This is a genomic window from Burkholderia sp. S171, from assembly GCF_009766085.1.
GTDB lineage: Bacteria > Pseudomonadota > Gammaproteobacteria > Burkholderiales > Burkholderiaceae > Caballeronia.
This window is the reverse complement of record NZ_LMUF01000032.1, coordinates 40099-63236: the sequence shown is the minus strand read 5'-3', so window position 1 is coordinate 63236 and position 23138 is coordinate 40099. Positions and strand designations below refer to the sequence as shown.

The window sequence follows — 23138 nt, the reverse complement described above, 5'->3', positions numbered from 1 at the left end:
TGCAACGGGCTCGGCACACACGGAACATTGAGCGGGATGCCCCGTTTGGAAAATATGAGCACTACTTAACTCACCAGGAGACTGCGCATGAGCACTATCAGCATCATCGGCACAGGCGGCATGGCCGCAGCGATCGGCGGCCGCATCGCCAAGGCTGGACACACCGTCGAAGTGGTCAGCCGCGATCCCACCAAGGCGCAGGCGCTGGCCGACAAGCTTGCAGCCGGAGCAACCACAGGGACGTACGGCGCCGCGCCGACGGGCGACATCGTCATCCTCGCCGTGCCTTACACCAATGCGGCGGCGGTGTTGGCCGAGTTCGGGCACGCGCTCGACGGCAAAGTGATCATCGACATCACCAACCCGGTCTCCCCCGACCTCACGGGGCTCGTCACACCCCACGGCAGTTCTGGTGCGCAGGAGATCGCCAGGGCCGCCCCCGCCGGCGCGCATGTCGTGAAGGCGTTCAACACCCTCTTCGGCCCCGTACTCGCTCGGAATGGACGCCTCGACGCGTTCATCGCCGCTGACGATCCGAAGGCCAAGGCGCTCGTCTCGACCTTCATCGAGAGTCTCGGGCTGCGTCCGTTCGATGTCGGCGGCCTGCACATGGCCTCGACGCTCGAGTCGCTCGGCCTGATGCTCATCGGCCTAGCCAAAAACGGCGCAGGCACCTTCGACATCGCCTTGAACGTCGATGTCGGCTGAATCACCGACACCACGTGCTCACTGGCAGGTCCACGACCGCACTGGGAACAACGCGTTTTTCACGTCGTTCTCATCGACCCACTCAAATGGAGTTGTCTGTCGGCGGCGGCTTTTCGGTCCTATGAAACCGGGCCGAAAAGCGTGGGACCTACACGCTGCGGCTCGGCCTGGAAATCCTGCTGCAGCTCAAGGGAATAGAGACCGTCCGACTTCTGATCGGAAGAATTCGATCTGCCGCCCTCCCACGGATGCAGGAGGTCGTCCGACTCAGCGCTCCCTCAGCATTCTGCTAAAGCAAACTGTCGCGCTCGACGAGCATGCTCACCATTTCTGCCATGTTCTCGGTTCCCCAGGTGCACAGCGGAACAATCTTGTCGGCCAGACTCCGGCCAAGCGGGGTAAGCGCGTAATCCACGCGCGGTGGCACCTCCTTGTAGTCGGTGCGCGCCAACACGTGATCGGCCTCCAGTTCCTTCAACTGCTGGATCAGCACCTTGGCGCTGACACCATGGACGTTGCGCTTGAGCTCGCCGTAGCGCTTCGGGCCGTCGAGCAGGAAGTACAGGATCAGCGGCTTCCACTTGCCCGAGATGATGCTAAGCGTGGCGGCGAGCCCGTAGGAGAAGCGGCCACCGCAGTTTTGATTTCGAGAACAGTCGTCAGTCATTTTTCATGGTTACCAAAAGGTGCATACTTGTCCTTAGGTTATCAGAACTGCATACTTGTCTCAAGCAAGCAGTTCCCTGCTTCCGTAGAACTCCAAGGAAGGATGCACGACATGACCAGACTGAATGGAAAGACCGCTGTGATCACCGGTGGCGCTACCGGCATCGGCCGCGCCGCGGCAAAGCGCTTCATCGAAGAGGGTGCCTTCGTCTTCATCTTCGGCCGCCGCCAGGAATCGCTCGATGCAGCTGTGGCCCAGCTCGGCCCCAATGCCCGCGCGGTGAAGGGCTCTGTCTCGGATGAGGGCGACCTCGACCGGCTCTACGCGGCGGTAAAGGCCGAGCGTGGAACCCTCGATATCGTCTTCGCCAATGCCGGGGCGGGAAGCCAGGCTGCGCTCGGCAAGATCACCGCCGAGCACATTGACGAACACTTCGACACCAATGTGAAAGGTACGATCTTCACGGTCCAGAAGGCGCTGCCGCTGATGAGCGAAGGCGGTTCGATCATCCTGACCGGATCGAGCGCCGGCACCACGGGCGCCCCGGGAATGAGCGCCTACAGCGCGAGCAAGGCGGCAGTGCGCAACCTCGCGCGGACTTGGGCGGAGGACCTGAAGGGCACTGGCATCCGCGTCAACGTTCTGTCGCCCGGGGCGACCGCGACCGAACTCGCGAAGGAAGCGCTCGGCGAGGAGGGCCAGAAGATCTATGCCGCGATGACTCCGCTCCAGCGCATGGCCGATCCGTCGGAGATCGGAGCGGTCGCCGCCTTTCTCGCGTCGTCGGATAGCAGCTTCATGACCGCCAGCGAAGTCGCCGTCGATGGCGGCCTCGCGCAACTCTGACGCGCTACGCCCCGCCGCACGCTCCCTTCAATTATTCGGAGTCCGTAGGGTGTGATAATCCAAAGGAAATATATGAGCTACGCAATTATCGGCTTCGGCAAGATTGGCCAAGCCCTGGCCAAGGCGTTTGCCCGCAAAGGCATCGAAATATCCGTTGCAACCACGCGCGACCCGGAAAGCTTTGCATCCGCCGCGGCCGCGATCGGACCCGAGGTCATTCCCCAAAAACTGGCGGAAGCGGTCAAGGCGGACATCATTTTTTTGGCGGTCCGCTTCGAGTCGCACCCGGATGTCGCGAAGGCGCTATCCACTTGGCAGGGAAAGACCATTATCGATGTGACCAATGCCTACGGCGTGTCCCCTGAGGAACTGGGAGGACAGCCTTCTTCCAGGGTCGTCGCGCAGGCCTTCACGGGTGCAAGACTGGTTAGGGGCTTCAACCATTTGGGCGCTGCCCTCCTTGCCCAGGATCCGGCCGTACAGGGTGGCAGGAGAGTCGTGTTCCTGGCGAGCGACGATGACAGCGCCGCAACGGAGATTGGCGCACTTGCGGAAAATCTCGGTTTTTCGCCGATCAAACTTGGCGGGCTTTCGGAAGGTGGACTGCTCGTGCAGGCGCGCGGAAATAGCTGGGGTCAACTGATCTTTAAGGACTTGGTCAAGTTCGACTGAAGCGAGGGCGACGCCGTCAGTAAGCTGTGCTCAGATCATCCGGAATGCACTCGTTTAGGTATGCTTGACTCCTTCCAGATCAGGAAGGTGTTGCGCTTGCCGGTCCTGCACGCGACCACCGGGAGCAACACGCCTCTCACGTCGTTTTCATCAACCCATTCCAGTGGATTTGTTTGTCGGAGCGTGAGACCTACACGCCGCAGTTCGACCTGGAAATCCTGCGACAGGTGAAGGGAGGAGAGACCGTTCGAAGTCAGGTGCGATCGTTCCCTTCCTTGCTCCAGTCGCGGGTTTATTTCGATCGTATCCGGCTAGGTCAGACACGATCCGATGCAACAGAAATGGAGAGATTTCGATGAGCACGCAAGTCCAGATTGTGAAGGATTTTTTTGCAGCAATGGGTCGCGGCGATAAGCAAGGTCTGCTGGCGATTTCGGCCGAAGACATTGAGTGGATCATTCCGGGCGAGTGGCCGCTGGCCGGCACGCACCGCAGACACGCGGGATTGGCGGATTTGCTTCAGAAGGCTTCCGAAACGATGGAAACGTCATACCCGGAGCCCCCCGAATTCGTAGCGCAGGGCGATCGGGTCCTGGTCGTCGGCTTCGCCACGGGCAGAGTCAAAGCCACGAATAGAACGTTCGAGGACAATTGGGTCTTTGCCATTACCGTTCGAAATGGCAAAGTGACGAACATCCGGGAGTACATCGACACGCTTGCACTGGCGCGGGCCTCCGAAATGGACGCGAACCCCGGGCGCTGACCCATCGAGACCGATATCACACGAAACGATTCGTAGAGTCGACGAATACGTTGAACAAGGGTCTTCGGACATGCCACCGGTTGCCGTCGACCGGTACAGCAGGTTGTTGCCTGTGACCTCGATATTGGCGAACCCGCCCCGCGCTCCCGTCTGCATCTCGGTCACCTGAGCGGTCAGACCGGGTGTTTCGCCGTGCGCGGTCGCGCCGACCGGGAAATCTTGCGGCAGGTCACGGGAGGAGAGACCTCCGACTTCAGGGACGTGATGGTTCTGGCCCGATCGCGGTCCGAGACGAAGGGCACACGGTGCCTGCTCAAGCTATCACGCCGGCACGCATCTCGCCGTGACACTTGATCGACCATCGTTTCATCGCCGGCGCGTCTTCCTGCGACCCTTCGCTTCCGCCATGGCAAGTTCCCGCGCGTCCAGCACATAGTCCGAAGACCCCGCCAGCCGCTCAATGGTCAGATCAATAAAGGCTCGCACCCGCGACGGTTGCGCCGCGCGGCTTCCGTAGTAAATGTGCACGCTCATATGGTCGGTGGCGTGGTCCGCGAGCAGCGGCACGAGCCGCCCCGAACGAATAAGAGGGGCCGCGGACAAGCCCGACAACAAGCCGATTACATGACCCGACAGCACTGCCTCGGTCTCGAGCTGGGCATCGTTCGTCGACAACGCAGGAGGCAGGTCGCGGGAAATCACTTCGCCATCGACCTTGAGAAGCCAGGGCAGGATGCGACCGGTGCCGGGATGCCGGAACACGCTGCAGCGATGCGAGTTCAACTGTTCGATCGAAGCCGGTGCGCCGTGTGCCGCGATGTAGGCCGGCGCCGCGCAGACGATCAATTGCATGGCAAAGAGACGACGAGCAACGAGGCCTTCTTCGGGCGCAGACCCAATGCGAAAGCCGACGTCGACGCGATCCTGCACCCAGTTGCCAATGCGGTCATCGAGTTTCACGTCCGGCTGGACCTCAGGATGGCGGCGGCAAAACTCGTCGACCAGAGGCCAGAGCAGCGGCAGGAACGAGTACTTCGGAGCGGCGATACGCAGCGGCCCGGCAATATCGTCCTTGGCCGTGCGAACGCTATCGACTGCGCGCTCCAGTGCTGCCAGCGCCGGCTGGGCGGCCTCCAGAAACTGCTGTCCTTCGGAAGTGAGCGCGATGCTTTTTGTCGTTCGATGCAACAGGCGTACGCCGAGCCGCGCTTCAAGCGCGGCGAGCGCCTGGCTCGCGGCCTGCGGACTTACGCCCTGGGACGCCGCTGCGCGCCGGATGCTGCCAAGTTCCATGGCCTTCGTGAAGATCTCGATTGCGCGAAGTTCGCTGATAGGCACGCGGTGCTCCTTGAAATGATGAGTCGCCAGTATCAACCTGTACTTGCGATTAGAGCAAGGGCCAGCCTACTAGTGGCTTGACACAACGCGGTCTAAAGTCGGGTTCTTCATCACCCACAGGAGAGCTTCATGAGCGACAGGATCGAAGGCAAGGTCATCGTCATTACCGGCGCCAGCAGCGGCTTGGGCCTTGCGGCCGCGCGCCTCTTGAGCGCGCACGGTGCGAGCGTCGTGCTCGGCGCGCGGCGCATCGAGCGCTTGCAGCAACTGGCCGACGAGCTGAACCGCACGGAGCAGCGGGCGCTTGCCGTCGCCGCCGACGTCACCGTGCTCGACGATGTGAAGCGCCTCGTTGACACCGCTGTGCAAACGTTCGGGCGTATCGACGTGCTGGTGAACAACGCGGGAATCATGCCGCTTGCACCGCTCGCGCGGCTGAAGGTCGACGACTGGGACCGCATGATCGACGTGAACGTAAAGGGCGTGCTGTACGGCATTGCGGCGGCCCTGCCCCACATGCAGCGTCAGATGTCAGGGCATATCGTCAACGTGTCGTCAGTGGCCGGCCACAAGGTCATGCTGAACGGGGCCGTTTATTCCGCAACCAAGCATGCAGTGCGAGCCTTGTCGGAAGGCTTGAGGCAGGAGGTCAAGCCCTGGAACATTCGTACGACGATCGTGTCGCCAGGTGCCGTGGACAGCGAACTGCCGGGCAGCATCAACGAACCGGACACAGCGCGTCACATGCAAGACTTCTATGAGGCCAACGCCATCCCGGCCGACTCCTTTGCTCGGGCCGTGGCCTTCGCCATCGACCAGCCGGACGACATGGACGTGAACGAGATCCTGTTCCGGCCGACCCGTCAGGTATCCTGAGAGATCGATGAGTTGGGCTGGCGTGCATGCGAGCAATCGGCGGGCATTACATGCGACGTCGTTATTGCTGAAGCCGGTTCTGTCGGCCTGGTTCTGTCGGCCTGTTTCTCGCCCACGAGTTGCACGTGTTTGATCGTGCGTGGTGCGTCCTGCATCGGGACGGTTTCGGTGATCTCGGACATGATCTGCCCGCACAGTAATGATCCTCATTGTCCTATTTGGTATCGAACGTGTTGACTCCGTCCCAGTCGGTGGGCAGCAACGCCCCCCGCAGCGCTGCAATGCGCTGCCGATACACCGCGTACAGGCCGCACTCGGGATACCGCTCCATGAGCGCGGCCAGCGCCCCTTCCGCGGCGTCCCAGTCCTGCGCGCGATAGTGCTGCAGCGCGGCCTGCCATTGCGCAAGTTCGCCGTTCTGCGCGGCCTCCGTGGTGGCCCAGAGACCGGAGGATAGGCGCGGCTCAAACACTGCCACTGGCCTGAGGCGCCCTTTCACCCGGACGCGGTCGATTTCGCGAAACACGATGTCCGGTACGCGCTCGCGCGTCGTCTCGCCAACGATGATATCGACCTTGTAGCGCCGCGTCAGGCCTTCGAGCCGCGCCGCCAGGTTCACCGCATCGCCCATCACCGTGTAGGCCTTGCGCACCGTTGAGCCCATGTCGCCCACGGTCATCGGTCCTGTATTGATGCCTATGCCGACCTGGAGCGTCGGCCAGCCTCGCGCGGCGAGCGTTTGATTCAGATCGATCAGTGCCGCGCGCATGCCGAGCGCGGCCTCGACCGCATGCCGGGCGTGCTCGCTGTCTTCAACCGGCGCGCCCCAGAATCCCATGATGGCGTCGCCGATATATTTGTCGAGCGTACCGCGATGCTGGCGGATCACCGCGGTCATCGTGCCGAGATAGTCATTCATCAGGACTGCGAGTTGTTCGGGTTCGAGGGTCTCGGCGATCGCAGTGAACTCGATCACGTCGCAAAACAGCACGGTCAGTTCCGCGCGGCGCCCGGCCATGCTGTAGCTTTCCGGATGCCGGCTCATCTCCTCGACCAGTTCGGGTGGTACGTAATGACCAAACAGTTCGGCGAACTTGCGCTTGGCGCGAGACTCGACAAAAAATCCGTACGACATGTTCAGCACGAACAGCGTCCCAATCTCGAGCAGCAGCGAAGCGACGGGTAACGCCCACAACTCGTAGCGCCAGAGCGCAAGATAAGCCGCGACCACGCCGCCTCCCAGCAGCACCGTGAGCAGCGTCGCGTGGGTCGGCTTGCGCCACGGCCAGGCAAAAATCATCAGCACGCCGACCACCAGCAGAACGAGCGCCTGCGCCGTGCCAGCGAACATAGGTTGCGACCGGATCGTGCCGTCCAGCATGCCGCCGATCAGGTTGGCGTGGACTTCCACCCCCGGGAACACCTCGCCGACCGGCGTCGAGCGCTGGTCGACGAGACCCGGCGCCGTGGTGCCGATCAGCACGATCTTGCCGCGCAGCGCACCCGGCGCCGTGTGCCCGGTCAGCACGTCGGCCGCAGAATAATAAGGATAGCTATGTTGATATCCGCGATAAGACACGAGCGCGGCACCGTTTGAATCAACGGGAATCGACATCGTGCCTCGCGGCGTGTGCAAGGCGATGCCCGTGAGCCTGGAGTCGGGGTCCGCAGGATCGCCGAACACCGGCGTAATCGCGGCATCGCCGAATAGCGCGCGGACGACGGCCAGCGACAAAGCCTCATAGTAGGCGCCGTGATATTCGGTGATCAGCGGCACGCGACGGACCATGCCATCGAAATCGATGACCGGGTTGAAGAAGCCGCCGCGGCCGGCGGCAGCCTGGAACACCGGCAGGTTGCCGCCGTGACTGCTCCAGTCGAATAGCGTCATCGGGTAGACACCGAACGCGGTTGAGGGCATGGCGGGTGGCGGGATGGCGCCGGTGCTCCGCGCCTGGTTGGCGAAGTAGTAGCCGAGCACGATCGGGCGGCCTCGCAGGGCGTCGGCGAAGCGCTGGTCATAGTCGAGCGCGGGAGCAAGTGCCGCCAATGCCTGTTGGAAATCCGTGTTGCCGCGCAGTTCGCCGCTGCCCAATCGCTTCAGGACATCCAGGCCCGAGCTAGCGTCGGGCTCAGCGAATACGACGTCAAAGCCCAGCACGGCAACGCGCTCGCGCTCGAACAGCGCATTCACCAGCGCCGCCATGCGGGCGCGGTCCCACGGCCAGCGGCCCACTTCCGCCAGGCTCTTTTCGTCGATGTCGATAATCGCGATGCGGCGGTCGATGGTGCGTGGCATCGAGAGCCGCATTTGCGCGTCGTAGATCATTCCATCGAGGGAGTCGATGAAGCGGACATCGTAGCGGTGCAAGGCGTGGCCCAACAGGGTCAGCGTAATGATGAGGCCGAGGAGATAGCGCAAGCCGTAGGGTTTCAATGGGTTCTCGCTCAATATGCTGCGCGGATCTGTTCATTCGCCACCGCAAGCCGCGCCGCGAGCACCCTTACCACAAACTCGTGAAACTGCGACGCCAACGCCGGCTCGTCGGCTTCCAGCCGCTTGAGCGTAGCCAACGGCAAACGCAGCACTGCCGTGGGGACATCGGCGACCACGTCGGCGCTGCGATTCGTCCCGGTATACACGGCCATCTCGCCTACGATCGTACCGGCGCCGAAACTACGCAGGCGTATCGTCTTGCCGCCGGCAAGCGTGAGTGCAACCGTCACCCGCCCTGAATCTACGAAGTACACCGAATCACCCGGATCCGCCTGCCGGAACAGGAACTCCCCGGCGCTCAGCGCGATAGGCTCGAGATAAGGCAGCAGCCCGCGAAGGCTTTCCGGCAAGCGCGACTCCCCGCTCTCCTCGGCCTTTTGCGCGCCGCCCTGCGCGTTCTCGAGCAGGCGTTCCTCGATCCATTCAAGGCCGGTGTCGAGATCGTGGAATTCACGCGCGCCTTGAGCGGGAAGGCCGCCCTTGCGGAACCACACTTGCAACGGCGCGGGCAGGCCCGTTAGCACCAGTTGCGCACCTGCGCGCACGCACGCCTGCCCGAGCCGGACGAAGCTCGCCGTGCTCGACGCGTCGACGCCATGAACCTGGCTGAAATCGACCAGCACGAAACGTACACCCGATACACCCGACGCCCCCGGCGCTTCGATTCGGGAACGAATATGCGTGAGGATGGAATAAGCCGTGCCGAAGAACAGGAAGCCCTGCAGCCCGACGCCGTAGAGCCGCGCAGCCTGCTGGTCAAGAAGCCGGTTTTGCTCGACCGTGCGCTCGACGTGCGAGCGCCGCCCGGCCCCATTGAACTCGGACCGAATGAATTTGACACGGCCATAACGCACCACGAACAGCAGGCTCGCGGCGACCACGCCGAACGCGACGCCGGCCACGATGCCATAGCTGCCGATGATCACCATGATCAATGGAATCAGCAGGTATTCGTGCCAGGGTAGGCGCTTGAACGATTTGAACAGCCAGTCGATCAACATTGCGCTGCCGAGGTACAACTGCAGACCCGCCAGCACGGGCTTTGGAATCAGCTCGATCAGACCCGGAAATCCCACGACCACGATCAGGCAAAAGAGCCCGCTCAGCACGCCGGCACGACGACTGGTCACGCCGGCGCGCCAGATCATCAGCGTGCGGCTCATCGACTGATAGCCGACAATGCCGCCAACCAGCCCGGTCGCCACATTGGCGAAACCCGCCGAGCGCAGCTCCTGGTTGAAGTCGATGTCACGCGCAGTCGACAGGCCGATGCCCGTCGCGCTCAGCAACACCGTCATGGCAGACACCGCGGCTACCGCGAGGATTTCAGTCGCGTGCGCGAAGATCGGGGCGAACCACGCGTCGTGCAACTGCGTGAACGGCAGGCGCAGGTTACGGATCGACTCGAGGTGAAACAGCAAGCCCATCCGGCGTGCACCGTCCACGCTTTGGCCGGACACGCGCAAGCCCGCGTAGAACACGACGATCCCAAGCACGATGACCAGCGGCATGAGTCCGATGCGCTTTGTCAGCCGCGTGCCGACCAGAAGCCCCACTGCCACCAGCAGCGCCGGGGCGACTTCGATCCACGGCAGGCGGATCAGCTCCGGCAGCGTGGCGAACGTGATCGGCTCATTGGTGATGATCCGGAAAGCGCCTTCGACAATCAGGAAACCCGTGCCGGCGAGAAACCCGCCAACGACCGGAAACGGGATGTACTGGATCGCGTTGCCGTGCTTCCAGCGGCCCAGCGCGTACAGCACGACACCGGTGCTGACAGACGCCACCGCGAGCGTGACCAGCACGGACGCGAGCGCCGCGCGGTCGCCGCCTCCACCGTTGCGCACATCCATGGCGACGCCTGCGGCGAGGCCCGCAAGCAACGCGGCCGCATTTGAATCGGGACCGCCGACCATGAACGGTACCGACGTAGTCAAGGCCACCACCAGCGAAACGACGACGCAGCTGATCAGCGCGGTCGGCAAACCGTTTTGCGCCCACGGCGCGAGGCCGCCGCTGAAGATCATCGCTCCGTAACCCACCGCGTAGCACAAGGTCAACACGGCAATGAGCGAGCTGGCGAGCGTGTCCACACTCAACGTGGACTGTTGTATGGATGTCGGGATGCGCGGGACGTTCTTGGCGGCTTCCATTGCGGTTTCTCCCTTACTGGCAGGCCGCTGACGGCACCACCGGCTTCACCCGTTCCGCCGGCACTACCCTGAACTGCGACCTCGGGCTTGGCACGATCACGCCCTCGCCGGCGCCAACAATCCGTTTCTCGACGGCATTGCTCACCACGATCTGGCCGGAATACACCACGATCTGGTCGCCCTCGCAGGCAACGCTGTCGCCGCAATCGGTCACCGAATATTCCGTCCCCCGAATTCCGATGGTGGAGGTCGGCGTCTTCAACCGATAGTTCTCGCCCTTGCCCTGCGTGGCGACGAGTCCGTCCAGCACGCGCAGGCCGCCTTTCACGAGCGACAGGATGCTGTGACTTTGCGATGCGTCACCGGGCGCGTAGTTAAAGTCATCGACGCGAAACACCGTGCCCGCCTTCAGGTACACGCGCTGATGGTCGGTAAAGATCATGATCACTTCAGACGCGGCCGAGGTCTCGACCGTATCGCCGTTGTCGATCTCCGTGCCGACGGCCGCTACCCGCTGGACGCCGCTGGCGGACTGGATCGCCACGCTGCCGACCAGCGCCGTGACGGTCGCGACCTCGGCCGCCGGTGCGGCAACCATCCACAGTCCAAGGACGGTGCATGCAACGACGATGCGGAAGAATTTTGCGAGCATGTCAGAAGGACTTAGCCAGGGTCAGCCACGCGCGGTTCACGTGGCCGGTGCCAAAAGTGGACGGAACGTAGCCGAGCGTATGGGCATAGGACGCCGTCAGCAGATAATTGCCAGGTGTGCTGATCGATGCGCCAATGCCCGCGCCGGACAGCCTCACATGGTTCGATCCCGCCACAAACGGGTGCGCCGCGAACTCGCCGTCGCCGGTATCGAGGAAGCCGATCAGCGTGATCAGGGCGGGCACGATCGACTGCGTGAGCGCCTGCCGCAATTCGAGCGTGGCGACATAACCCTCGTCCACCGCGGCGTCGCCGGTGGCGTATGCGCGTACCGCGAAGGGGCCGCCCAGCGAGATCTGCTCAGACGAGTCCAGGTTGCGCGACGCGAGCTGCCCGCTGAGCCCTACGTAGAGTTGGGTCGCGTTGGTCAATATCTCGATGTGCGTGAAGGTGTAGACGAATTTGGTAAAGGCGCCGGCGGTCTGCGCGGCGCTTTCCTGCGGCGTCGCGTCCTTCACGCGCAGGTTGCCCTGCTGGACGGCGGTGTCGAACGTGCTGACGCTTCTCGCCAGCGAGAGGTTGCCGGACACGCCGAGGTGCCCAACGTTGCTGGTCTTGTCGTCGGCTGAACCGAACGTGTCCAGGTCGTCGGCCAGCAGCTTGTGGTCGATGCCAAGCGTGCCGTTCACATTTGCCGTGACCGAGCGCAGGAGCGGGTAGCTCAGGTAGGTCGACACCACGTTCGCGCTGCCGTGAGCACCGAGTGAGCTGAATTGGCCGCCGACCACGTAGGTCGAACGCGTATAGGCCAGTCCCCACGCGAGGCCGGTGCCCCCAATTGGCAATGTGTAGCCGATATTGCCGTAGGTCTGGCCGGTAATTGAGCTCAGCACGCGCGCGTCGAGTGTATCGCCCAGTCCAAGCGGATTGTTCCACTGCACGGCCCCGATCACGCGTGCCGTGCCCGTAGTCGACTGGCCGTAGTTGTCTGCCTGCAGGCTGCCGGAGAGCGGCGGCACGGACGGCACCTGCAACTTCAGGTCCGATGTGTCCGGAGCGCTGCCCGGCGAGACCGTTGCGCTGGCGCTCGGGGTTCCTGTGATGTCCTGCACCAGCAGTGTCGCCCGGGCCAGCCGGTTTTCATCGATAGTGTCTCCCAGGCGTTCGGGCGCCACGAAGCGGGCGATCACCGCGTCGCGTGTGCGTGACTGGTTCGTGATGGTGACTTTGCCGTAGTGCCCTTCGGCAATCGCGATTCGCACCACGCGGTGGTCGATCTCCTGCGGCGGCACGTACGCGCGCGCGACAAGGTATCCGTGCGCGCGGTAGTACGCGGTGATGCGCGCGGCGGCTGCATCGAGATCGTCGAGCGTGCGTTCAGGGCCGGTCTCATCCTTCAGGAGTCCGAGTAATATCGGCGCGGCGAAGGCTGTATTACCCGTCAACTCGAACGTGTCGACTTCAAAATGAAGGCCACCCGACCGCGCGGGGGGCGTTGGCGGCGGCGGTGTGACCTGTAGCTGGAGAGTGGCTGGAGGCGGCGTGGGCGCGGGTTGTTGCTGCTGTTCGCGCAAGGTGCTTCCAGCATTGGGCACTAGTTGGGCTTGCGCGCCCGGCAATGTTGTTGCGAGCAAAATCGCGAGCGGGACGGCGCACGGAATGCCAAGCAGGATGGCTGGCCGTCTTCCGGGGCGCTTGCGATCCCGCTGCGTTTGCCGGGTCGCTGGCCGGTGACTGCGGCGCGCTCTGGCCGCCGTCATTTCCGGCATTGGTTGCCGGGCCACGCGTCAGACGGCAGGCGGCTCGCGTCCGTCGCCTGGTCGCCCGACGTCTGTCCGACCGGTGGCTGCGGCGGGAACGTCACCGCGAGCGCCGCGGCGCTGCGCGCACGGTCATCGTCGAGTGTTTCGGCTGCGATTGTCTGCACCGAATCGACGATCGATGTGTCCGGGGTGGCTACGGTCGCCATGGGTGGCGATGGCGGCATGGGTGTGACCGGGGCAGTCGGCGTCGTGGGCGTCGTGGGCGTGGTCGGTGTAGTGGGTCCGGTCGACGTACTCGGCGTGTTGGGCGGGGAAGCTGCCGTCACCCGCAGCGTGCCGCTCTGCGTCACGACGTTGTAACCTGCGGGCCAGCCGCCAGCCGGGTCCACGGTGACCACGTAGTCGCCGGCAGCGGCCGCAGCGCCGCTGCCGTTGCTGGCCACGACAAAGTTAAGCGGCTCATGCACGATGGCGCTGTCGGTGAAGGCATTGCCATAGTGGGCGCCGACATAGCGCAGGCTGAGCACGACATCGCCCGCGGCCAGCGGCCGCGACGTATCCGCGATCTTGCTGATCGTGTTCGCGCTCAGCACCGCTTGCTGGAGCGTGGTGAACGCAAAGCGATTACCGTTGGAGGCCGCCGCGTGGCTATCCGGGGCGGGCGCGAACGCGTTGCCCCAGAGCGCCAGGTTGCCGCTTTGAAGGCCGCCGAAAGTATCGGCGTCTGGTCCGTTCGAATAGATCAGCCAGCGGCCATTCGGTGTCGAAACCGCGTTGGCGCCCGCATGATTGACAAAGCTCGAGGCCGCCGCGAGCGTGACCGCGGTGCCGGTCGCGGTGCTGATGACAGGGGCATCGAGCGTGATCGATGGCGCGCTCAGCGTGGTCGATCCCGTGGTCGTGATGCCGATGGCCGGGTCGCCCACTGTCCCAACCACAAGAGGCATGCTGTCAGCGAGCACGATCGACCCTGTATTCGCCGCCAGCGTGCCGATGCGATTCGACGCGTCATCCAGCTGGAAGTGCGCGCCCGGGCCGAGCAGTGCAAGGCTTGCTGCCGTGATCGGCGCTGACTGGGTCACGATGCCGGCGGTGCCGAACCGCAGGCCGCCCGCTTGCGCGCTGATGGGGGCGTTTACCGCAATCCCGTTCACGGCGAGCAAGGACAGCGTGGTGGGCGTAGTCCACGCAAGCGCCTGATTGACCGAGATCGTTCCGGAGCCGCTGGAAACGGCACCGATCGTGATGTTGGTCCCTTGCAGCAAGCGCGATAACTCCCGGGCGTTGGCGTTAGCGCCACGCGCCCCGATCGTGAAGTTATTCGACGCGATCAGCCAGCTACCCGTGCTTCCATTCGCCGCCGCGGTCGTGACATCGGCGCCGGGCGCCAGGTCCACTCGCGGGCCTGACGTTTCGATGAATCCGCCATTGCCGCCGGGCCGCGCCGATGCATCGAGCGTGCCGCCGACCTCAACCGTGCCGCCGTCGGCGACTAGCTTGATCACGCCATCGTGGTTGACCGCACTGCGCGCGCGGATCACGCCCGAATTGTTCACGACGCCCGCCAGCAATGTGTCCTCCGAGCCGGCGGCGAGCCACGCCTGCCCGCCGTCAGCCTGGATCAGTCCGCTGTTCGAGGCCAGCGCACGCAGCACGCCCTGGTCGACGGACAAACCAATCATCCGATGATCCGAGAGTGTGACCGTGACGCGATTCCCTGCTGCGAGCGCGGCAAAACCGTCGAGTGAAAAGAGTGCGCCCTGGTTGTTCACGCGGGGAGCGATCAAGGCAACATAGCCGCCCGGCGCTGTGCGGATGAGTCCCTGGTTCACGACCGTCCCCGCCTGCCCCTCGTTGGCAAACGCATAGTGCCGCTTGAAAAAGTCGTTGTTCGAAAGACTCAGCGTGGAGGCGATCAGTCCGCCGACATTGACCTGTGAGCCGGCGCCGAACAGCACGCCATTAGAATTGACAATAAAAACCTGGCCGTTTGCATAAAGCCCGCCAAGGAGTATTGACGGATTTTGTCCGACGACCCGATTTAAAGCGATCGCGCCACTCCCCGGCTGCCTGAACGTGACCGATTCGTTTGCGCCGGTACCAAACGAATTCCAATTAATGATGAGCCGGCTACTGTTTTGCTGGATTGCGGTATTGGAACCGGCGCTCGAGATTGAGCCCGACCCGGCCACGATCTGCCCCCCGGACGGGGCGCCCATTGCCGTGGAACTCAATGCGCAGAGGATCGTCACCGCTGTGCCCGTCCGTATCGCCGTCGCGATCCGGCACAGCCGAAGCGGGTTACCACGCACAAAGACTTTGCCCGTCATGATGTTCGGGTCCTGTTGCGTCGCTTTATAGGGTTCGCATTTGCCGATGCTGGTAAACCATGATCGAACAAATGAATGAACGCCCGTTCAGTATTCCGAACGATCTTTCGTATTATGATTTATTGATTTCGAGCGTTTCGCCAGACAATAGGGCTAATAGAACGCACTTTATAAGTGCAACAAATTTAGCACAATTAAAAGACAGTTGAATCAGCTTGTTATTGGTTTTTCGATTAAAGAAAATCCTATGTCCGGCCAGTTCGGCGGGCGCGAGCGGTGTTCCCACGCATGCCAGATAGGACGGCGCAGCAGCGAGCAGTTGGCGTACCGTGCCGGAAGCCGTCTCTCACCCTCAGTACTTTGCATAGAGGATGCCGAGGATCGTCGCTTCGTCGTCAAAGACCTCCAGGGTGTCAGTGAGCGCCGTGATGGGACCGGCGTTGTTGACGAACAGCGCGTACGCAAGCCGCCGGCCGCTCTTCGCGTCGATATAACCCGCCATGTTCATCGCGACCATTTCCCTGCCCTGGAGCGTCGCGCCGCTCTTGACGAAGATGTGCTCCTTGCCAACCACGTTCTTGCCGACCGCCGCGAGCGATCCGTCGACGCCGAGAATCGCGAGCGCGTCGTGATACACCTGATAGACGGGCAAGCTGCTCATCTTGCTCAGAAGGGTGGCTGTCGTACGGGCGGTCGCCTGGCTGTCGGGCGTGCCGCTGCCATTGGTCGGGAAGTTGAAGCCGGCGCCGTCGAGCCCGAGCGTGCCGGTCAGGAACTTGCGCTCGGTGCCGAGCGCATCGCCGACGGTCCGCACGTTTTGCGCAAGGCCCTGATACATCAGGCTCAAGTTCGCGCCCGTGTTAAGGCTCACCTTCAGCACGAGCTTGGCGAATTCGGAATACGGCAGCGACGTAAAACTGGCGACTTGTGACGTGCTGGGATAGTCCTGCGTCGGCGGTAACGCGGCTGACGGATTTGGCTCGACCGCGGGCGCCGTTACGGATACGCCCGCCCGCGTCAATGCATCGACGAAAGCCGTGCGTGCAAACGATGGCGGATCTTCCACACGCAAAATATTCACATAAAGGCCGTTGCCGACGAGCGGCGACACGTAGCCGAGCGGAATCGTGGCCGGGGCGGAGAGGCTTTCGTCGCTCGACAGCGTGCCCTTGCAACCAAGCATGGCGAAGCAGGAAAGCGGCCCCTCGTTCTCCACGTCCCCGGAGACCATGATGTCGGCATCGCTGTTTGCCGCCGTCGTGAGCGATGTGCCTTGCATTGTCATCGCGCTGGTGCGCGGCCGCCAGTCGAGCAATCCTGCCTGTCCCGCCGATGCACCCGGCGAGAGCGTCACATCGATCACGTTCTCGTTGACCTGGATCGGCGAGATCAGCACGGGGCCGTTGGGCACGGTAAACGCATCGAACAGGCGATCGTCGATGATCACGTCGCCGTTAACCGACGTAATGCCCGACGCCCTCACCTGTTGCGCGAGATCGTTCATTGCAGTCAGCGGATCTTCGGGGGTGAGGATCGCGCCGCCTAAACCGCGCGCATCGTTGTGATCGAAGTCGGTGTAATCGACGGTACTGTCGGGCTTCTGCCGTCCGCCAAACGTGAGATCTCCGGACGCCTTGAGGATCAGGTTACCTGTGAGCTTGCCCGACGAATCAACCGTACCGGCGCTATACACCGGCGTAACGAAACGATGATCCGCGCCGATCACGTTGAGCGCGGTCGCAACAGAATACAGCTTGCGTACCGATGCAGTCAGCACGAGCGTATCGGGTTGCAGCGCCTGGAGCACTTCGCCCGTGCCGGCGTCCATTACGACCATCGACCACTGCGAATTCGCGCTCGTATAGCGCGGCTTGTTCATGACCTGTGCGATCGGGTCAGCCGTGCTGTCGCTGTCGCTTCCGCAACTCGCGACAAGCACGCAGGAAGTAATCAACGTCAGAACAGCCGGAAACGATGCGCGCATGTCATTGCCTCGACGAGATTGTCCGGCTGCGCGGAGCGCACAAGGGCCGCGGCATCATTGCAGCTTCCAGAGTAGCGCCGCTATCTCACCTTCATCCTGGAAGGCGTTCACGACTGTAGGAATGCCTTCCAGGACGGCATTGTTCATCGTCAGGAAGAAGACGATCCGGTGGCCGCTCTTTGCATCGATATAACCGGCGAGCGCCTGTGCCTTGAGAAGCGGCGTTTGTGGTGTGGTCGCGCTAAGGCCGACATAGGTGCCCGTCTTCGCGTACACGCGACCTTTCGCACCCGCCAGTGTCGGGTCGGCTTCGAAGTCGGTGACCGTCGTGAGCGATCCATCGACGCCGAGCGAAGGTAATGTGTCGACGTAGGTTGCGTAGTCCGGCATCAGGCGCATGCCGCGCAGCATCGCGATGACAGCCGTGGCGGTCGCCGTGGTGTCGCCGCCGCCGCTTCCGTCCACGAAGTGATACTGGTCCGGCGTTATCTTGAACGTCGACGACAGCTCGCCCTGTTCTGTCGCGAGCGCAGTGGCGATCGTCCGCGAGCCGTTCTTGGCAAGACCGTAGAGCAACAGCGTGACGTCGGCGCCAATGTTGTAGCTCACCTTGTTCACAAACCGCAGGTCCTGCGCGTAGGGCGCGGACGTGAGCTGAGCCACCTGCTGCGCGCTGGAATACGCGCCTTGCGCGGGCAGCAGCGCCACCGGGTTGGCCTCGACCGGCGCCGCCGTTACCGTCACGCCCGCACGCGCCAGCGCTTCGATAAAGACCGTGCGCGCATACGTGGACGGCTGGGTCACCCGGAATGTGCGCACTAGCGGATACGTGCCGGTCAGCGGAAGGGCAACGCCCGCAGGCACCGTCCCGCTGATTTCGCCCTCGCAATTCGCCGTGCCGAAGCACTGAGGCACATCCGGCGGATCGGGATTGAGATCGACAGCGAAATCCGTTGTTGCTGCGGCCGTTGTCAGCGTGGATTGCACGGAGAAAGCCGCCGACATCGGCCGATAGGTGAACGGAAGAAGCGCATCTTGGGCGCTCGAGCTGAACGAGACATCGACGACATCGTCATTGACCAGCATGGGCGTGACGTTGAAGCCAACCTCGTCGCGATACGCGAACGCATCGAAAAGACGATCGTCGATCACCACGTCGCCATTGATCGTCTTGATGCCCGCAGCCGCTACCTGCGCGGCAATAGCGTTGAATCCCGCCAGCGGGTCGGGCGCGGTTAGCAGCGCGTTACCGAGACCATCGGCTTCGTTGTGATCGAATGCGGCGAGCGCAATCGTGCCGTCCGGGTTCGCGCGGCCGCCCATTGTCAGATCGCCGCTCGCCACCATGATCAGGTTACCGTTGAGCGCGCCGTTTGCGTCGACGGTGCCCTGCTTGTACACGGGCGTCACATGCGTGTGCTGCGCGCCGAAGAGGTTGAGCGCGTTGCCCGTGGAAAACACCTTGCGAACCGAAGCAATGAACACCTGCGAACCGGAATTGAGATCGTAGATGACGTGGCCGGTATCGACATCGACAACCTGCATTGCCCAGGTCGCCCCGTTGTAGGCGGGTTTCTGCATCACCTGCATGATCGCGTCAGGGACCGATGTGCTCGTGTGATCCGAGCCGCCGCAGGACGCGAGCAGAAACGCGGCGGCAAACGCGGCTGCAAACGCCGCGGCAAACGCTGTTGGCCAGCGTTTGCATCTCGCTTCGATCGTTGGTTTCATCGCTAACTCCTGGCTCGAATGGTTTTATTCGTTGCAGAGCGACTTCACGTTAAGGCTTGGCGAGCTCTGTGATCACCATCCGCGCGATCGTGACCTCCGTCGGCTGCAACGTGCCGTTCTTCGCGGCCGCCCGAAGCGCCAAGGCCGAGGAGGTGGCCGTCTCGACATTCGTTTTCCTCATTGGCCGTGAAGAAATGCTTTGGAGATCGCCGCTCGATGACGACAATGGACCGGAGGCCATCCAGGATTAATCAGGCGAATCAGCTGTTTTAACCGGTTACTCCCTCGGATAATAAGGCACGGTTTGTATGATTGCATACACGTTCATTGCGGCCCATGGTGCGGTTCCCAACAGATGGAAATAAGCATGGATATTGCCGGGATTGCGCCTTAAGGCGAACTGCGCCTAACGGACACGCGCTCCAACGTGCTGCCGCGCGTTTCAATACCAAAGCGCGTCACCACGAGTACAGCCACGAGAAAGCAGAGCGCACCAAAAACAAACACATCATCGTTCTTCACGATTGGAATAAAAACAGCGTTCGCCAGCCAAGGGGACCTAATGCAACGTAAGAAAGCAGCCCGGAACAGACAGGTAGGATCACTTATTTTTAGAGATCGAAATTCGTTCGAATTCATTCGAATTAGTTCGACGTGGTCGCGACAAGCATCCCCTTGACCAGAAAGTGCCATCGCTTCTGCCTTCGCCTTGAAACGCCTTCCCAGCTGATATCGGGTCTCGTCAGGTCCGCCCAAGGACCCTGTCGACATTGGCCGAGCGATTGATCTCATCAGCGCCGAGTCGGGAACCGGCCCCTGCGGGCGGCTCGAGCTTAACCCCTCGCCATGCCTGCCGTGCGCTCACTAATCCTCGTTTGGAATGATTCATATCCCAATTGCCCGTCTTCACGACGCGGCATGGAATGGATAAATTCCATTCAACGAATCGGCACCCAGTCGAACGTCACGCACTCACTACCCGATAAAGGAAACATCATGGCTCACTTGTTCACCCCGAAAAAGGTTGGCGCCTATACCTTCTCGCATGGCGTGGTTCTGGCGCCGATGACCCGCATGCGTACCATTCAGCCCGGCGATATCCCCAGCCCGATGATGGCCGATTTCTACGGCCAGCGTGCCTCGGAAGGCGGACTTGAAATCATCGAGGGCGTCAGCATTTCGATCCCTGCGCGCTCTTATCTGGGCGCGGCAAGCTTCTATCACGACGGTCAGACGGAAGGATGGAAGGCTATCGCCGATGCGGTTCACGCCAAGGGCGGCCGCGCGTTTATGCAGCTCATTCACGGCGGCCGTCAAAGCCACGTCGAAATGACTGGCGGCGTCGCGCCGTTGGCGCCGTCCGTTGTTCCTTTTGACGGCGTTGCATTCACCAAGGATGGTTTCGTGCCGGTGTCACCGCACCGCGCGCTCGGAATCGAAGAAATCCCGGGGATCATCGAAGAATTCCGGGTCGCGGCGCAGCGTGCGCTAGACGCCGGTTTCGATGGTGTCGAACTGCACGGCGCGAACGGCTACCTCGTCGACGAGTTCATCCAGGATGGCACGAACAAGCGCACGGATGCCTACGGTGGTCCGGTCGAGAACCGCGTGCGCTTCCTTCGCGAAGCGGTCGAAGCACTGATCTCGGTGTGGGGCGCAGACCGCGTCGGCGTGCGCATCTCCCCGTCCGGCGAATGGGGTGGCATCTCCGACAGCAACCCGGAAGCCACGTTCAGCTACGTCGCGAAGGTGCTCGACGAGTACAAGCTCGCTTATCTCCACGTGATCGAACCGCGCGTCAAGGGCGACGACACGCTGCACGAGGGCCATGCGCCGGTCGCTGTCAGTTATCTGCGCCCGCACTTCAATGGTCCGATCATTGCCGCCGGCGGGTTTGACGGCGACAGCGCCGAAGAGATCGTCGCGTCCGGCGATGCAGACCTGGTCGCGTTTGGCCGCCACTTCTCGTCGAACCCAGACCTGCCGTATCGTCTGAAGAACAAGTTGCCGCTCACGCCGTATGTGCGTGCCGCGTTCTGGGGCGGCGACGAAAAGCATTACTCGGATTTCCCGGCATATTCGCCCGCGCTGGAAGCTACCGGGACCGCATGAAGTCACGCGATTCTTTCATTTCACTTTTCCGTTTCCACTCGAGGTTCTCATGTCACGCGTAATCAAGTTCGCAACAGCAGGTGGCCCGGACGTTCTGAAATTCGTCGAGACAGAAGTACTGGCTCCGGGACCGTCCGACGTTCGTATCAAGGTCAAGGCAATCGGCATCAACCGCGCCGAGTCGATGTGGCGCACTGACGTGTATATCGAGCCCGTCACGTTCCCGGCGGGGCTGGGGTATGAAGCTGCCGGCATCGTCGACGCCGTAGGCTCGGACGTCACGGGCATCGTGGTGGGCGATGTGGTCAGTGTGATCCCGTCGTTTTCGATGAACCAGTACTTCACGTATGGCGAGGTTGTCACCGTACCGGGCTACGCGGTGGTGAAGCATCCGGCATCGCTTTCGTTCGCGGAAGCCGCCTCGGTCTGGATGATGTTCATGACGGCCTACGGCGCGCTGATCGAAGACGCGAAGGTCGGCAAGGGCGATGTCGTGCTGATTCCGGCGGCATCCAGCAGCGTGGGGCTCGCGGCGATCCAGATCGCCAACTACGCGGGCGCAACGCCTGTCGCCCTGACCCGCACCTCCGCCAAGAAGCAGCAGTTGCTCGATGCAGGCGCTGCGCACGTGATTGTCACCGATGAGGTCGACCTGGTGCAGGAAGTCATGCGCATTACCGCCGGCCAAGGCGCGCGCGTCGCGTTCGACCCGGTTGGCGGCCCGCACTTCCCGAAGCTCATCGCGGCGCTCACGTTTCAGGGCATTGTCTATCTTTACGGCGCACTCGCCGAGGGTGCTACCCCGCTACCTGTCCTGGAAATGATTGCCAAGATGCCCGTCATCAAGGGGCACAACATCTGGCTGACGAGTGGCGATGAAAACCGCCGCAAGGCTGCAGTGGAATACATCGTGGCGGGCTTCGAAAGCGGCGCGCTCAAGCCCGTGATCGATCGCACATTCAAGTTCGACGACATGGTGGAAGTCCATCGCTATCTGGAGAACAACGGTCAGTTCGGAAAGATTGTCGTGACGGTTTAAGTGCGCGTAGCCCGCACGGTCACTCATCGATCGTCAGATGGCAGGATAAAAAATTAATCAGGTATCTTAAGGAGTAAGATTATGGCCAGCAGGAGAAAGATCCTTGTGACAGGTGCAACCGGGCAAATTGGCGGCGAGCTTATCCGCCTCCTCGCCAACGACGACAGTCTTGAGCTCATTGCGGCCGCTCGCAATCCGGAGAAAGCGAAAAGCCTGGGCGTGCCGGTCGTGCGATTCGACTACGACCGTGAAGAGACGATTGCTCCGGCGCTCGAAGGCGTCGACAGTATCTTTATGTTGACGGGCTATACCGTCGACATGCTCAAGCAAAGCTATGCCCTCGTGAACGCGGCAAAGCGAGCGGGCGTGAAGCACATCGTGCATCTCGGTGCGCCCGGAGACGACGATACCCGCGTCGCTCACTGGGCATGGCATCAGCTGGTGGAGCGGTATATTGAATGGTCGGGATTTACGTTCACGCATTTGCGGCCCGAGCTCTTCATGCAAAACCTGCTGGGCTACGGCGGCTCGGAGGAAAAGGGCAATGGCGCGATCCGCCACTATGTCGGCGATGCAAGCATCAGCTGGGTCGACGTGAAAGATGTTGCCGCTGTGGCCGCCGTGGTGCTTCAGCACCCGGAGGTGCACGCGGGCAAGGTGTATCACCTTGGTTACGATGCAAAAACTTACCCGGAAATCGCGGACATTCTCACGAAGGTCGTGGGTCAGAAATTTACCTACGAATCCCGGCCGCCCAAAGAGTTCCTCGACGGCATGCTGGCCGCTGGCGCCGACGTCGCGTACATGAGCTGCGTGTATCAAAACTGGATCGACTACGAAGCGCGGGCAATCCCCGGTGCGGACGCGGTCTATGACAACTTCTTCGCATTGACCGGCCGCAACCCGCGGACGTGGATCGAGTTCGCGAAAGAGAACGCAGCAGCGTTTCAATACTGATTCGGTGACTTAACTGTGCAAGCAGGCCGGTCACGCATCGCAGTGAGGCGA

The 23138-nt window shown here is 62.3% G+C and carries 18 protein-coding genes and 1 pseudogene; 10 read left to right on the top strand and 9 right to left on the bottom strand.

What is annotated here, in order from left to right; all coding sequences use genetic code 11:
- Nucleotides 1-87 precede the first annotated feature (87 nt).
- Complete coding sequence (locus tag GSQ93_RS17460; protein WP_158936922.1) at nucleotides 88-708, top strand: NADPH-dependent F420 reductase; 621 nt, start codon at nucleotides 88-90, stop codon at nucleotides 706-708.
- Between the two features lie 289 nt (nucleotides 709-997).
- Here the strand turns inward: GSQ93_RS17460 and GSQ93_RS17455 are convergent, their stop codons facing one another.
- Entirely contained in the window at nucleotides 998-1375 is a 378-nt protein-coding gene (locus GSQ93_RS17455) for a helix-turn-helix domain-containing protein (protein ID WP_158936921.1), read from the bottom strand.
- 111 nt (nucleotides 1376-1486) lie between these two features.
- On the opposite strand from GSQ93_RS17455, the gene GSQ93_RS17450 reads away from it, so the two are divergent.
- From GSQ93_RS17450 to GSQ93_RS17440, 3 genes are all read left to right on the top strand, one after another.
- On the top strand, nucleotides 1487-2221 hold the full coding sequence (locus GSQ93_RS17450) for an SDR family NAD(P)-dependent oxidoreductase (protein WP_158936920.1): 735 nt from the start codon (nucleotides 1487-1489) through the stop codon (nucleotides 2219-2221).
- A gap of 72 nt (nucleotides 2222-2293) precedes the next feature.
- A complete protein-coding gene (locus tag GSQ93_RS17445; RefSeq protein ID WP_158936919.1) occupies nucleotides 2294-2893 on the top strand; it encodes an NADPH-dependent F420 reductase in 600 nt (199 codons plus the stop codon).
- Nucleotides 2894-3248: 355 nt separating this feature from the next.
- Nucleotides 3249-3656, top strand: a complete 408-nt coding sequence (locus tag GSQ93_RS17440; RefSeq protein WP_158936918.1) for a nuclear transport factor 2 family protein — start codon at nucleotides 3249-3251, stop codon at nucleotides 3654-3656.
- A gap of 366 nt (nucleotides 3657-4022) precedes the next feature.
- Here GSQ93_RS17440 and GSQ93_RS17435 read toward each other — a convergent pair whose 3' ends face one another.
- On the bottom strand, nucleotides 4023-4994 hold the full coding sequence (locus GSQ93_RS17435) for a LysR substrate-binding domain-containing protein (protein WP_158936917.1): 972 nt from the start codon (nucleotides 4992-4994) through the stop codon (nucleotides 4023-4025).
- Between the two features lie 129 nt (nucleotides 4995-5123).
- On the opposite strand from GSQ93_RS17435, the gene GSQ93_RS17430 reads away from it, so the two are divergent.
- Entirely contained in the window at nucleotides 5124-5870 is a 747-nt protein-coding gene (locus GSQ93_RS17430) for an SDR family oxidoreductase (protein WP_158936916.1), read from the top strand.
- Nucleotides 5871-6084: 214 nt separating this feature from the next.
- Here the strand turns inward: GSQ93_RS17430 and GSQ93_RS17425 are convergent, their stop codons facing one another.
- The 4 genes from GSQ93_RS17425 to GSQ93_RS17410 are packed head-to-tail and all read right to left on the bottom strand — an operon-like array spanning nucleotide 6085 to nucleotide 12745.
- Nucleotides 6085-8307: a CHASE2 domain-containing protein gene (locus tag GSQ93_RS17425; RefSeq protein WP_158936915.1), complete on the bottom strand. Its 2223-nt coding sequence runs from the start codon at nucleotides 8305-8307 to the stop codon at nucleotides 6085-6087.
- Between the two features lie 11 nt (nucleotides 8308-8318).
- Nucleotides 8319-10520 (bottom strand): SulP family inorganic anion transporter, encoded by a 2202-nt coding sequence (locus tag GSQ93_RS17420; protein WP_158936914.1) that lies wholly within the window; start codon nucleotides 10518-10520, stop codon nucleotides 8319-8321.
- 13 nt (nucleotides 10521-10533) lie between these two features.
- On the bottom strand, nucleotides 10534-11172 hold the full coding sequence (locus tag GSQ93_RS17415; RefSeq protein WP_174254639.1) for a FecR domain-containing protein: 639 nt from the start codon (nucleotides 11170-11172) through the stop codon (nucleotides 10534-10536).
- 1 nt (nucleotide 11173) lies between these two features.
- Nucleotides 11174-12745 (bottom strand): ShlB/FhaC/HecB family hemolysin secretion/activation protein, encoded by a 1572-nt coding sequence (locus GSQ93_RS17410; protein WP_254073914.1) that lies wholly within the window; start codon nucleotides 12743-12745, stop codon nucleotides 11174-11176.
- A gap of 1114 nt (nucleotides 12746-13859) precedes the next feature.
- Between GSQ93_RS17410 and GSQ93_RS38705 the strand changes: the two genes are divergently transcribed.
- Nucleotides 13860-13997: a hypothetical protein gene (locus GSQ93_RS38705; protein ID WP_367889763.1), complete on the top strand. Its 138-nt coding sequence runs from the start codon at nucleotides 13860-13862 to the stop codon at nucleotides 13995-13997.
- Between the two features lie 403 nt (nucleotides 13998-14400).
- On the opposite strand, the pseudogene GSQ93_RS38700 reads toward GSQ93_RS38705, so the two are convergent.
- The 3 genes and pseudogenes from GSQ93_RS38700 to GSQ93_RS17395 form a co-directional block, all read right to left on the bottom strand.
- Nucleotides 14401-15153 (bottom strand): annotated as a pseudogene (locus GSQ93_RS38700) (filamentous hemagglutinin N-terminal domain-containing protein); the annotation flags it as partial.
- 463 nt (nucleotides 15154-15616) lie between these two features.
- Nucleotides 15617-17248 (bottom strand): D-alanyl-D-alanine carboxypeptidase/D-alanyl-D-alanine-endopeptidase, encoded by a 1632-nt coding sequence (locus GSQ93_RS17400; protein WP_158936911.1) that lies wholly within the window; start codon nucleotides 17246-17248, stop codon nucleotides 15617-15619.
- 54 nt (nucleotides 17249-17302) lie between these two features.
- Entirely contained in the window at nucleotides 17303-18979 is a 1677-nt protein-coding gene (locus tag GSQ93_RS17395) for a D-alanyl-D-alanine carboxypeptidase (RefSeq protein ID WP_158936910.1), read from the bottom strand.
- A gap of 68 nt (nucleotides 18980-19047) precedes the next feature.
- Between GSQ93_RS17395 and GSQ93_RS17390 the strand changes: the two genes are divergently transcribed.
- The 4 genes from GSQ93_RS17390 (at nucleotide 19048) to GSQ93_RS17375 (ending at nucleotide 23087) form a co-directional block, all read left to right on the top strand.
- Entirely contained in the window at nucleotides 19048-19230 is a 183-nt protein-coding gene (locus GSQ93_RS17390; RefSeq protein ID WP_158936909.1) for a hypothetical protein, read from the top strand.
- 745 nt (nucleotides 19231-19975) lie between these two features.
- On the top strand, nucleotides 19976-21091 hold the full coding sequence (locus GSQ93_RS17385) for an alkene reductase (protein ID WP_158936908.1): 1116 nt from the start codon (nucleotides 19976-19978) through the stop codon (nucleotides 21089-21091).
- Between the two features lie 49 nt (nucleotides 21092-21140).
- Nucleotides 21141-22130 (top strand): zinc-dependent alcohol dehydrogenase family protein, encoded by a 990-nt coding sequence (locus GSQ93_RS17380; RefSeq protein WP_158936907.1) that lies wholly within the window; start codon nucleotides 21141-21143, stop codon nucleotides 22128-22130.
- 81 nt (nucleotides 22131-22211) lie between these two features.
- Nucleotides 22212-23087: an SDR family oxidoreductase gene (locus tag GSQ93_RS17375; protein WP_158936906.1), complete on the top strand. Its 876-nt coding sequence runs from the start codon at nucleotides 22212-22214 to the stop codon at nucleotides 23085-23087.
- The last annotated feature ends 51 nt before the right edge of the window (nucleotides 23088-23138 follow it).

Excerpts from the sequence above, each read along its gene's own strand:
- GSQ93_RS17375 (WP_158936906.1), top strand. The coding sequence starts at position 22,212 with ATGGCCAGCAGGAGAAAGATCCTTGTGACAGGTGCAACCGGGCAAATT.
- GSQ93_RS17400 (WP_158936911.1), bottom strand. The coding sequence starts at position 17,248 with ATGCGCGCATCGTTTCCGGCTGTTCTGACGTTGATTACTTCCTGCGTG.
- GSQ93_RS17395 (WP_158936910.1), bottom strand. The coding sequence starts at position 18,979 with ATGAAACCAACGATCGAAGCGAGATGCAAACGCTGGCCAACAGCGTTT.
- GSQ93_RS17455 (WP_158936921.1), bottom strand. The coding sequence starts at position 1,375 with ATGACTGACGACTGTTCTCGAAATCAAAACTGCGGTGGCCGCTTCTCC.
- GSQ93_RS17440 (WP_158936918.1), top strand. The coding sequence starts at position 3,249 with ATGAGCACGCAAGTCCAGATTGTGAAGGATTTTTTTGCAGCAATGGGT.
- GSQ93_RS17415 (WP_174254639.1), bottom strand. The coding sequence starts at position 11,172 with ATGCTCGCAAAATTCTTCCGCATCGTCGTTGCATGCACCGTCCTTGGA.
- GSQ93_RS17380 (WP_158936907.1), top strand. The coding sequence starts at position 21,141 with ATGTCACGCGTAATCAAGTTCGCAACAGCAGGTGGCCCGGACGTTCTG.
- GSQ93_RS17445 (WP_158936919.1), top strand. The coding sequence starts at position 2,294 with ATGAGCTACGCAATTATCGGCTTCGGCAAGATTGGCCAAGCCCTGGCC.
- GSQ93_RS17385 (WP_158936908.1), top strand. The coding sequence starts at position 19,976 with ATGGCTCACTTGTTCACCCCGAAAAAGGTTGGCGCCTATACCTTCTCG.
- GSQ93_RS17430 (WP_158936916.1), top strand. The coding sequence starts at position 5,124 with ATGAGCGACAGGATCGAAGGCAAGGTCATCGTCATTACCGGCGCCAGC.
- GSQ93_RS17460 (WP_158936922.1), top strand. The coding sequence starts at position 88 with ATGAGCACTATCAGCATCATCGGCACAGGCGGCATGGCCGCAGCGATC.
- GSQ93_RS17450 (WP_158936920.1), top strand. The coding sequence starts at position 1,487 with ATGACCAGACTGAATGGAAAGACCGCTGTGATCACCGGTGGCGCTACC.
- GSQ93_RS17420 (WP_158936914.1), bottom strand. The coding sequence starts at position 10,520 with ATGGAAGCCGCCAAGAACGTCCCGCGCATCCCGACATCCATACAACAG.